Raw genomic sequence first — 10087 nt, 5'->3', positions numbered from 1 at the left:
CAGTGCCACGTTACCTCGCTACACTGAACAAGATGGTGCATCCGGGAGGATTCGAACCTCCGACCGCTCGGTTCGTAGCCGAGTACTCTATCCAGCTGAGCTACGGATGCATCGGGAAAACTTGCTTTACAACGCTGATTCAGTGCCACGTTACCTCGCTACACTGAACAAGATGGTGCATCCGGGAGGATTCGAACCTCCGACCGCTCGGTTCGTAGCCGAGTACTCTATCCAGCTGAGCTACGGATGCAAAATGGCGGTGAGGCGGGGATTCGAACCCCGGATGCAGCTTTTGACCGCATACTCCCTTAGCAGGGGAGCGCCTTCAGCCTCTCGGCCACCTCACCACACGCCTCTTTCGAGTGCTTCGAAGAACTTGTTGAGAGCTCATCGTCGCTGCGTGGCGCACATATTACTTTCTGGGACTTATAAGTCAAACACTTTTTCCTGCCCCTGAATCGTTTGCACACTTCGCAGACAATTAGCCTGTAAAAAGCCCAAAAAGGATGTTTTATCAGCAGAATTTCCACCGTACCGCTGAGAAAAAACGACAATGGAGCAGACGTAAAAAACGGCAGATAACGGCAAAATCGGGACGAGTGAAATAAAAAGATAACGAAACAGAGGGAGAATCAGGAGGAGGTGTTGCGTCTCGCCGGGAAACAGCGAGACGCGATAATTGCATCAGTAATTTGACTGCTGTGATTTTTCAGCCTGGATACGCTGGTAGATCTCTTCACGGTGAACGGAAACTTCTTTAGGAGCGTTAACGCCAATGCGCACCTGGTTTCCTTTAACTCCTAATACAGTCACAGTGACCTCATCCCCAATCATGAGGGTTTCACCAACTCGACGAGTCAGAATCAGCATTCTTTGCTCCTTGAAAGATTAAAAGAGTCGGGTCTCTCTGTATCCCGGCATTATCCATCATATAACGCCAAAAAGTAAGCGATGACAAACACCTAAGTGTAAGCAGTCACGGCATTACATTCTGTTAAACCTAAGTTTAGCCGATATACAAGACTTCAACCTGACTTTCTTGTTATCAATAGCGTAGTGGCAATAACGCCATAACGGCAAGGTTATGGCGTCTGCTTTCGCTTTGTAATTATGACAGTTTAGCGCTTACCCACTCTTTAACGCTGGAGAGCGCTGCTGGAAGCGCGGCCGCATCGGTACCGCCGGCTTGCGCCATATCCGGACGTCCGCCGCCTTTACCCCCGACCTGCTGGGCAACCATGCCAATCAATTCCCCTGCTTTCACACGATCGGTCACATCCTTCGACACGCCCGCTATCAGAGAAACTTTTCCTTCGGTCACGGTGGCAAGAACAATGACTGAAGCACCCAACTGATTCTTCAGATCATCCACCATGGTACGCAGCATCTTCGGCTCGACGTCTGCCAGTTCGCTGACCAGGAGTTTCACGCCGTTGAGATCGATAGCTTTACCAGACAGATTTGCGCTTTCCTGCGCGGCCGCCTGCTCCTTAAGCTGCTGCAATTCTTTTTCCAACTGACGAGTACGCTCAATGACGGTGCGGACTTTATCGCCGAGGTTCTGGCTATCGCCTTTCAGCAACTGTGCAATGTCGTGCAGTTGATCGCTCTGCGAATGCAGGCTGGCAATAGCGCCTTCGCCGGTCACCGCTTCAATACGACGCACACCTGCCGCCGTACCGGATTCAGACACAATGCGGAACAGACCAATGTCACCGGTGCGGGAAGCATGCGTACCGCCACACAGTTCGGTGGAGAAATCGCCCATGCTCAGTACACGCACGCGCTCATCATACTTCTCGCCAAACAGTGCCATTGCACCGTTCGCTTTCGCGGCTTCCAGATCCATGATGTTAGTTTCGATCGGCAGGTTGCGGCGAATTTGCGCATTGACCAGATCTTCTACCGCGCGGATTTCCGCCGGTTTCATGGCTTCGAAATGGGAGAAGTCGAAGCGCAACGCTTTGTCATTCACCAGCGAGCCTTTCTGCGCCACATGCGTACCCAATACTTCGCGCAACGCAGCGTGCATAAGGTGTGTAGCGGAGTGGTTCAGGCGAATACGCGCACGACGAGCTTCGTCCACTTCTGCTTTTACGCCGTCGCCCACTTTCAGTGAACCGGTAGTCAGCTTACCGAGATGACCAATTGCCTGACCATATTTCTGCGTATCCTGTACGGAGAAAGCAAAACCGTTGCCTTTCAGCTCGCCTTTATCCCCCACCTGGCCGCCAGATTCCGCATAGAATGGCGTTTCGTTGAGAACAACGACAGCCTCCTGACCTGCGGCAATCGCGTTAACCGGTTTACCATCAACAAACAGCGCCGTGACTTTGCCGTTCAGTTCCAGATGGTCATAGCCTTTAAATTCAGAGCTGCCATCGACGCGGATCATCGCATTGTAGTCTGCGCCAAAACCGCTGGACTCGCGCGCGCGGCGGCGCTGCTCTTCCATTGCGGCTTCAAAGCCAGCTTCATCGACTTTGATATTGCGCTCACGGCATACGTCCGCCGTCAGATCGACCGGGAAGCCGTAGGTGTCGTACAGACGGAAGGCCGTTTCGCCGTCCAGCGTATCGCCTTTCAGTTTCGCCAGCTCTTCATCGAGCAGTGCCAAACCGCGTTCCAGCGTACGGGCAAACTGCTCTTCTTCAGTTTTCAGCACCTGCTCGACCTGCGCCTGCTGACGCTGCAAATCTTCACCGGCGGAACCCATCACAGCGATCAGTGGGCCAACCAATTTATAGAAGAAGGTGTCTTTCGCGCCCAGCATATTGCCATGGCGGATTGCGCGACGAATGATACGACGCAGCACATAGCCACGGTTTTCGTTCGATGGGATCACGCCGTCTGCAATCAGGAATGCGCAAGAACGGATATGGTCAGCGATAACGCGCAGCGACTTGTTGCTCAAATCCGTCGCGCCAGTCACCTTCGCCACCGCCTGAATCAACTTCACGAACAGGTCGATTTCATAGTTCGAGTTCACATGCTGCAATACCGCCGCAACACGTTCCAGACCCATACCGGTATCCACTGACGGTTTTGGCAGCGGCTCCAAGGTGCCATCGGCCTGGCGGTTAAACTGCATAAAGACGATGTTCCAGATTTCGATATAGCGATCGCCATCTTCTTCCGGGCTACCCGGAGGGCCACCCCAAATGTGATCGCCATGATCGTAGAAAATCTCGGTGCACGGACCGCACGGACCGGTATCGCCCATCTGCCAGAAGTTGTCAGACGCATACGGCGCGCCTTTATTATCACCGATGCGAATAATACGCTCGCGCGGGATACCCACTTCTTTTTCCCAGATTTCGTAGGCTTCATCGTCTGTTTCGTACACCGTCACCCACAGACGTTCTTTCGGCAGGTTGAACCAGTTTTCACCGGTCAGCAGCTCCCATGCGTACTGGATAGCATCATGTTTGAAATAGTCGCCGAAGCTGAAGTTGCCCAGCATTTCGAAGAAGGTGTGATGCCGCGCGGTGTAACCGACGTTTTCCAGATCATTGTGTTTACCGCCTGCACGAACGCAGCGCTGTGCAGTGGTAGCGCGGGAATAATTACGTTTGTCGAGCCCAAGGAATACGTCCTTGAACTGGTTCATCCCGGCGTTGGTAAACAGCAAAGTCGGGTCGTTATTCGGCACCAGGGAGCTGCTGGCAACTACCTGATGTCCCTTGCTATGGAAAAAATCGAGAAACGCCTGACGGATCTCAGCGGTGCTCTTGCTCATAATTATCCTGAAATCAAGCTAACGAAATGTGGTAACTGGTCGCCGCTATTTGCATAGCCCACGCACCAGCTACTGGAAAAAGTGGGAATAAGATAAGTTTTCTTTACTGCGAAGTAAAATCCCGTATGCGCTCAGTCGGCAAAATTTCGCCAGATTTCCTGAATATCTTCCTGCAGAAAGCCGCGATAGAGTAAAAAACGCTGCACTTTCACTTTGGCCACAAACTCGGTTGGCAATGGTTCACCATATTTACGTAGCGCCTGCTCACGAGCGCTCGCTACCCAGTCAATGTCGCATTCATACATTGCATTTTCACTCACCTGCCGGGCGATGCCTTTCTGATTTAACTCCTGGCGAATGCGGGCTGGGCCATAACCTTTGCGGGCACGGCTGGCAATGAACTGGCGTACAAAGCGCATATCATCGAGAAAGTGATGCTCCAGGCACCATGCCACCACCTGGTCGACCTCTTCCGGCGTGATATCCAGTGTTTCCGGGCCATTTTTGCTCATTACCGGCGCCGTTAGCTTGCGACGAAACTCCTGTTCACTGTGGTCGCGCATCGCCAGAATACGCATCGCGCGATCGCGCAGGCGTGCAACTGAAGAGCGGCGGGAACTATTCTCTGACATGACGAAATCCTGTGGCCATAGAAAAGCAAAAGGGCTGCATCAGCAGCCCTTGATTGCGGTTCAGATTATCAGAAATCTTCGTTGGTTTCTTCAACGCCTTCGCCGCTGTCATCCACCGAAAATTCCGCAGAGGAGCTCTGATTACTGAGCAGAATCTCACGCAGTTTTTTCTCGATTTCTTTCGCTGCCGCCGGGTTCTCTTTCAGCCAGGTCGTTGCATTCGCTTTGCCCTGACCGATTTTGTCACCGTTGTAGCTGTACCAGGCACCCGCTTTCTCAATCAGCTTCTCTTTTACGCCGAGATCAACCAGTTCGCCGTAGAAGTTAATGCCTTCACCGTAGAGGATCTGGAATTCAGCCTGTTTAAACGGCGCTGCGATTTTGTTTTTCACCACTTTTACGCGGGTTTCGCTACCGATAACGTTGTCGCCCTCTTTCACCGCACCGATACGGCGGATATCCAGGCGCACGGAGGCGTAGAATTTCAGCGCGTTACCACCGGTGGTGGTTTCCGGGTTACCGAACATCACACCAATTTTCATACGGATCTGGTTGATAAAGATCAGCAGCGTGTTGGACTGTTTCAGGTTACCCGCCAGCTTACGCATCGCCTGGCTCATCATACGCGCCGCGAGGCCCATGTGAGAGTCGCCGATTTCGCCTTCGATTTCCGCTTTCGGCGTCAGCGCCGCAACGGAGTCAACCACCAGCACGTCAACCGCACCGGAACGCGCCAGCGCGTCACAGATTTCCAAAGCCTGCTCACCGGTATCCGGCTGAGAACACAGCAGGTTGTCGATATCAACGCCCAGTTTGCGGGCATACACCGGATCCAGCGCATGTTCGGCGTCGATAAACGCACAGGTTTTACCTTCGCGCTGCGCGGCGGCAATCACCTGCAGCGTCAGGGTGGTTTTACCGGAAGATTCTGGCCCGTAAATTTCGACGATACGCCCCATCGGCAAACCGCCAGCACCCAGTGCGATATCAAGAGAGAGCGAGCCGGTAGAGATGGTTTCCACATCCATGGAACGGTCTTCACCCAGACGCATGATGGAGCCTTTACCGAATTGCTTTTCGATCTGACCCAGTGCGGCTGCAAGCGCCTTTTGTTTGTTTTCGTCGATAGCCATGATTACTCCTGTCATGCAGAGTGAAGCGCGTTACGCCCCGCCGTGAATTACTGTTTTGTTGTGGCAATTATACTGTATAGTCATACAGTATCAAGTATTTTGTAGAAAATGTTGCCACAGGGTTTGCAACGCATAAGCCGTCGCCTGCCGGCGCACTGCTTCACGATCCCCCTGGAAACATTCGCGTCGGGTGATCCCTTCTCCGCGCGCGCTGGCGAAACCAAACCAGACGGTGCCAACCGGTTTCGACTCGCTGCCGCCGTCCGGCCCGGCAATACCGCTGACCGACACCGCGAAATCGGCACGCGCGGCTTTTAACGCACCAATCGCCATTTCCACCACCACCGGCTCGCTGACCGCGCCGTGCGCTTCCAGCGTGGCGTCCTGTACGCCGATCATTTGCGATTTCGCTTCATTACTGTAGGTGACAAAGCCGCGCTCAAACCAGGCGGAGCTGCCGGCAATATCGGTGATCGCTTTCGCGATCCACCCGCCCGTGCAGGATTCAGCGGTCGTAAGCGTAGCGCCGCGCGCCTGCAGCGCCCGCCCGACACGTTCGCTCAGTTGCATTAATTCACTGTCCGTCATGATGGCTCCCGTGCGTCAAAAAATCGTGGCGGAAAAGATACCACTTTCAGCACAAAGATGGGGATGGGTTAACGAATTTACGAGGAGGCTTCAGAAATATTTGCCTGATGCGGTTAGCGGCGCGCGCCTCCGGCAAACGTAACATGACTGGATGGCAACGTCCGGGCGCGCCATCCGGTCATGCGAGGTTATTTCATGCTATTCGCGATGGTATCAACATTATGACGGAATGCTTTCTGGTAGGTATCCGCCACACCCCCTTTGGCACTCAACGCTTCCGGGTAGAGTTCGCCGCCCGGTTGCGCGCCCGTAGCGCTGGCAATCTGTTTCACCAGGCGCGGATCCAGCTGATTTTCCATAAACCACACTTTTACACCATCGGCTTTGATCTGTTGGATCAATGACGCCACCTGCGCCGCGCTGGCCTCGCTTTCAGAAGAGAGCCCCTGCGGTGCCATAAATTCAACGTCATAAGCACGGGCAAAGTAGCCGAACGCGTCGTGACTGGTCAGTACTTTACGCTTCGCTTGCGGAATAGCGCTAAAACGCGCTTTTGCCCAGCTATCCAGTTGTTTCAACTCCGCGATATAGCGCTGACCTGATGCGTTGAATGCCGCTTCATCAGCCGGGTCGGCTTTCACCAGCGCAGCAAGAATATTTTGCGCATAGAGTGCGCCATTAGCCGCGCTGTTCCACGCATGCGGGTCGGTCACTGTTGCGCCATCTTCTTCCAGCGTATGGGTTGTAACCCCCGTGGACGCCACAACAAGCTGGCCTTTGAAGCCAGACGCTTTAATCAGCCTGTCCAGCCAGCCTTCCAGCCCGAGTCCGTTGACCACGACCACATCGGCTTTGTTAAGCAATGCGCTATCTTTCGCCGACGGTTCAAAAGTGTGTGGATCACCATCTGGCCCGACTAGCGTCGTCACCTTGACATGATCGCCTCCCACCTGCTGCGTGATATCGCCAAGAATCGAAAAGCTGGTCACCACATTGAGGGTTTTTGCCATTGCCCCCTGCGCGATTACGCTCAACACGAGCGCCAGTATCACCCCTGTACGTTTCATCATTTCCCCTTGCTAAGTTAACAGTGTGCGCAGGCTGTGAGCCAGCCCGCTGCGCGTACCGAATAAAATGGAAAAAAAGAAGATAAGGCTGGCCGTCAGCACAATCGACGGACCGGCAGGTAAACCCGCGCTCCAGGACAAACTTAATCCCAACCAGGCACAGACCGCGCCGATAGCAGCCGCCAGCAATAACAATCCCGCTAAGGTACGCGCCCAGCAGCGAGCCGCCACAGCGGGTAGCATCATCACCCCAACCGCCATTAAGGTGCCCAGTACCTGAAATCCGGCTACCAGGTTCAGCACCAGCAACGCCAGAAATAGCCCGTGGAACATACCAGGCACTCGGGGCGCATTAACCTGCAAAAAGGCGCTATCGAAGGCCTCACTGACCAGGCCACGGTAACCCAACGCCAGCACCACCAGCGTCAGGCTGGCAACCCCGGCAACAAACAGCGCGGCATCGTTGTCCACTGCCAGAATTGAACCAAACAGCAGATGCAGCAGATCAACACTGGAGCCGCGCAACGACACCAGCGTCACGCCAAGTGCCAATGAACCAAGGTAGAAACCGGCGAAACTGGCATCCTCTTTCAGAGGCGTACGGCGGCTAACCCAACCTGCCACCAGCGCCACGACAATCCCGGCGATAAACCCGCCAATACTCATGGCCAGCAGCGACATGCCATTAAGCAGATACCCCACTGCAACACCCGGCAAAATCGCATGTGATAATGCATCCCCCATCAGGCTCATGCGCCGCAACAGCAGAAAAACACCCAGCGCCGTAGTGCTAACCGATAACGCCATGCACACCACCAGCGCGCGGCGCATAAAGCCAAATTCAATAAAAGGCTGAAAAAAGAGATGCCAGATCATGCGCTGCAGACCTCTGTTTGCAGCGGTGCGGTGTGTGTTGCACCCCACAGCGGTTGTTGCTCGCCAAGCCGCAAGGTTTGCGGGAAATAACGCGCGACACGCTCGCTGTCGTGGAGTACCGCCAGAATGGTTTGCCCACTGCAATGCATATCAACAATCTGCTCCATCAGTATCTGAGACGTCGCCTCATCAATGCCGGTAAAAGGCTCATCAAGCATCACCAACGGCGCGTTTTGCACCCAAACACGGGCAAACAACATGCGCTGAAACTGCCCGCCAGAGAGTGTATCGATCGTTTCCCGCGCCATTGCTGTTAGCCCGACACGCTCAAGCCCTTGCGCCACACGGCTGCGGGCTGCACGGTTCAGCCCGCGAAACAATGAAATACGCGGCCAGCAGCCCATGCTCACCACCTCCTGCACCGTCACCGGGAACTGTGATTCCAGCGCATGGCGCTGCGCCAACCAGCCAATGACAGGACGCCGCTCCGGCCAGCGCAGCACACCGCTGACCGGCGGTAAAAATCCCGCCAGGGTTTTCAGAAGTGTCGATTTACCACAGCCATTTGCGCCAACGATGGCAGTCATGCTGCCGCGCACTATCCGGCCGCACAGTGCCGGGGTAATCGCCTGCCTGTCATAGCCAGCCACCAGGTGGTCAAGTTCAATCATGGCAGCGCCACCGCCCAACAAGTCAGCAGCCAGAGCACCAGCAATAACACCGCCGCCAGCAGTAGCCGCGTCGTGGCGGAAAGGGAAAACAGGGTTACGGGAATCATTCACTCACCTCATATGTTATAACGTAACAATAATCGGAAGTGATAATGAAGTAAACGGGTAGGCGAAACGGGAATGCGTCGAAATGTTTCAGTCCCCTCCCACAGGAGGGGCGCTGAATTAGCGAACCCGTGCCAGCGCAACTGCCTGGCCGAGCTGCCAGACTGCCATTGCGTAGTGGGTGCTGTGGTTGTAACGGGTGATGGTGTAGAAGTTGGGTAAACCGTACCAGTACTCATAACCAGTACCCACATCCAGGCGCAGCAAGCTGGCCTGCTGATGTGTGCCCAGCGGCTGCTGCGGTGTTAACCCGGCAGATGCCAGTTGCCCGATGCTGTAGTTGGTTTTAAAGCCGTTTTCCAGCCCCGGAGCCTGACCGTTAGCCGGAACGGCGACCAGATCGCCTTTCACCCAGCCATGCTGTTTGAAGTAGTTGGCCACGCTGCCAATGGCATCCACCGGATCCCACAAGTTAATGTGCCCGTCACCATTAAAATCCACGGCAAACTGCTTGTAGGAGGATGGCATAAACTGGCCGTAGCCCATTGCGCCGGCAAAAGAGCCTTTCAACTCAAGCGGGTCATCGCTTTCGTCACGCGCCATCAACAAGAACGTTTCCAGCTCGCCGGCAAAGTAATCCGCACGGCGCGGATAGTCAAAAGCCAGTGTCGCCAGACCATCCAGAATACGGGTTTTGCCCATCACTCTGCCCCAGCGGGTTTCCACACCAATAATGCCGACAATGACCTCTGGCGGAACGCCGTACACCATCCATGCGCGGTTCAGCGCATCTTCGTATTGATTCCAGAATGCCACGCCGTTTTGCACGTTATCCGGGGTAATAAACTGCTTGCGATAACGCAGCCAGGCACCATTTGGCCCACTCGGCCCAGCGGTGGTCGGCGCTTGCTTGTCCATCAGGCGCAAGACGTAATCCAGGCGTTTTGCCTGTGAGATAATTTCATGCAGTTGCTGGCGGTCAAAACCGTGCTTGCTCACCATCTGATCAATAAACCGCTCTGCCGCCGGGTTATTGGCAAAATCGCCCCCGGTCATCACAACATTGTGCTGCGGTGCCAGCAAAAACCCGCCGGACGGCGCAGGCGGCGATGCAGTCTGTGGGGTTTCGGCAAGGGGGGGTTTACTGCTACAGGCACAGAGCACGACAAACGCAGGCAGCAACGCTGCGTAACAACGCTTCAACATGGGACATCCATTTTAAACGAATTCAGCCAGGAGCAAGTATGGTAAAGCATCTGACCACCGACAAGGAAGC

General features: G+C 54.7%; 9 protein-coding genes and 3 tRNA genes. All 12 read right to left on the bottom strand.

All coding sequences use genetic code 11. The features are described from left to right. Positions 1–33: 33 nt before the first annotated feature. The 12 genes from ABGA49_RS14845 to mltB all read right to left on the bottom strand — a co-directional run bounded on the left by ABGA49_RS14845 (position 34) and on the right by mltB (position 10017). Positions 34–110, bottom strand: a tRNA-Arg gene (locus ABGA49_RS14845). Positions 111–173: 63 nt separating this feature from the next. Further along, positions 174–250 (bottom strand) — tRNA-Arg (locus tag ABGA49_RS14840). Positions 251–254: 4 nt separating this feature from the next. Beyond that, positions 255–347: transfer RNA gene (locus tag ABGA49_RS14835), tRNA-Ser, on the bottom strand. A 337-nt stretch (positions 348–684) separates the two neighbouring features. Beyond that, on the bottom strand, positions 685–870 hold the full coding sequence (csrA, locus tag ABGA49_RS14830) for a carbon storage regulator CsrA (protein ID WP_007370562.1): 186 nt from the start codon (positions 868–870) through the stop codon (positions 685–687). 238 nt (positions 871–1108) lie between these two features. Continuing rightward, the gene (gene alaS / locus ABGA49_RS14825; protein ID WP_347665744.1) at positions 1109–3739 is read right to left on the bottom strand and encodes an alanine--tRNA ligase; all 2631 of its coding nucleotides are present in this window, start codon (positions 3737–3739) and stop codon (positions 1109–1111) included. Between the two features lie 131 nt (positions 3740–3870). Beyond that, positions 3871–4371: a recombination regulator RecX gene (gene recX, locus ABGA49_RS14820; protein WP_347665743.1), complete on the bottom strand. Its 501-nt coding sequence runs from the start codon at positions 4369–4371 to the stop codon at positions 3871–3873. A 68-nt stretch (positions 4372–4439) separates the two neighbouring features. After that, complete coding sequence (gene recA / locus ABGA49_RS14815) at positions 4440–5504, bottom strand: recombinase RecA (protein ID WP_061493461.1); 1065 nt, start codon at positions 5502–5504, stop codon at positions 4440–4442. A gap of 90 nt (positions 5505–5594) precedes the next feature. Then, positions 5595–6092 (bottom strand): nicotinamide-nucleotide amidase, encoded by a 498-nt coding sequence (gene pncC, locus ABGA49_RS14810; protein WP_061493460.1) that lies wholly within the window; start codon positions 6090–6092, stop codon positions 5595–5597. A 188-nt stretch (positions 6093–6280) separates the two neighbouring features. Then, on the bottom strand, positions 6281–7159 hold the full coding sequence (locus ABGA49_RS14805; protein ID WP_347665747.1) for a metal ABC transporter substrate-binding protein: 879 nt from the start codon (positions 7157–7159) through the stop codon (positions 6281–6283). Between the two features lie 12 nt (positions 7160–7171). Further along, positions 7172–8035: a metal ABC transporter permease gene (locus tag ABGA49_RS14800; RefSeq protein ID WP_061493458.1), complete on the bottom strand. Its 864-nt coding sequence runs from the start codon at positions 8033–8035 to the stop codon at positions 7172–7174. Next, the gene (locus ABGA49_RS14795; RefSeq protein WP_134318783.1) at positions 8032–8706 is read right to left on the bottom strand and encodes an ATP-binding cassette domain-containing protein; all 675 of its coding nucleotides are present in this window, start codon (positions 8704–8706) and stop codon (positions 8032–8034) included. The genes ABGA49_RS14800 and ABGA49_RS14795 overlap by 4 nt, the downstream gene beginning before the upstream one ends. A 225-nt stretch (positions 8707–8931) precedes the next feature. Next, positions 8932–10017 carry a lytic murein transglycosylase B gene (gene mltB / locus ABGA49_RS14790; RefSeq protein WP_061493456.1) on the bottom strand — a complete coding sequence of 362 codons (1086 nt, stop codon included), beginning with the start codon at positions 10015–10017 and terminating at the stop codon, positions 8932–8934. Positions 10018–10087 lie beyond the last annotated feature (70 nt).

Origin of the sequence: Kosakonia sp. WA-90, assembly GCF_039871955.1 — a bacterium.
GTDB lineage: Bacteria > Pseudomonadota > Gammaproteobacteria > Enterobacterales > Enterobacteriaceae > Kosakonia > Kosakonia oryzendophytica.
The sequence above is the reverse complement of the archived record's forward strand: the minus strand, read 5'-3'. Positions and strand labels throughout refer to the sequence as shown.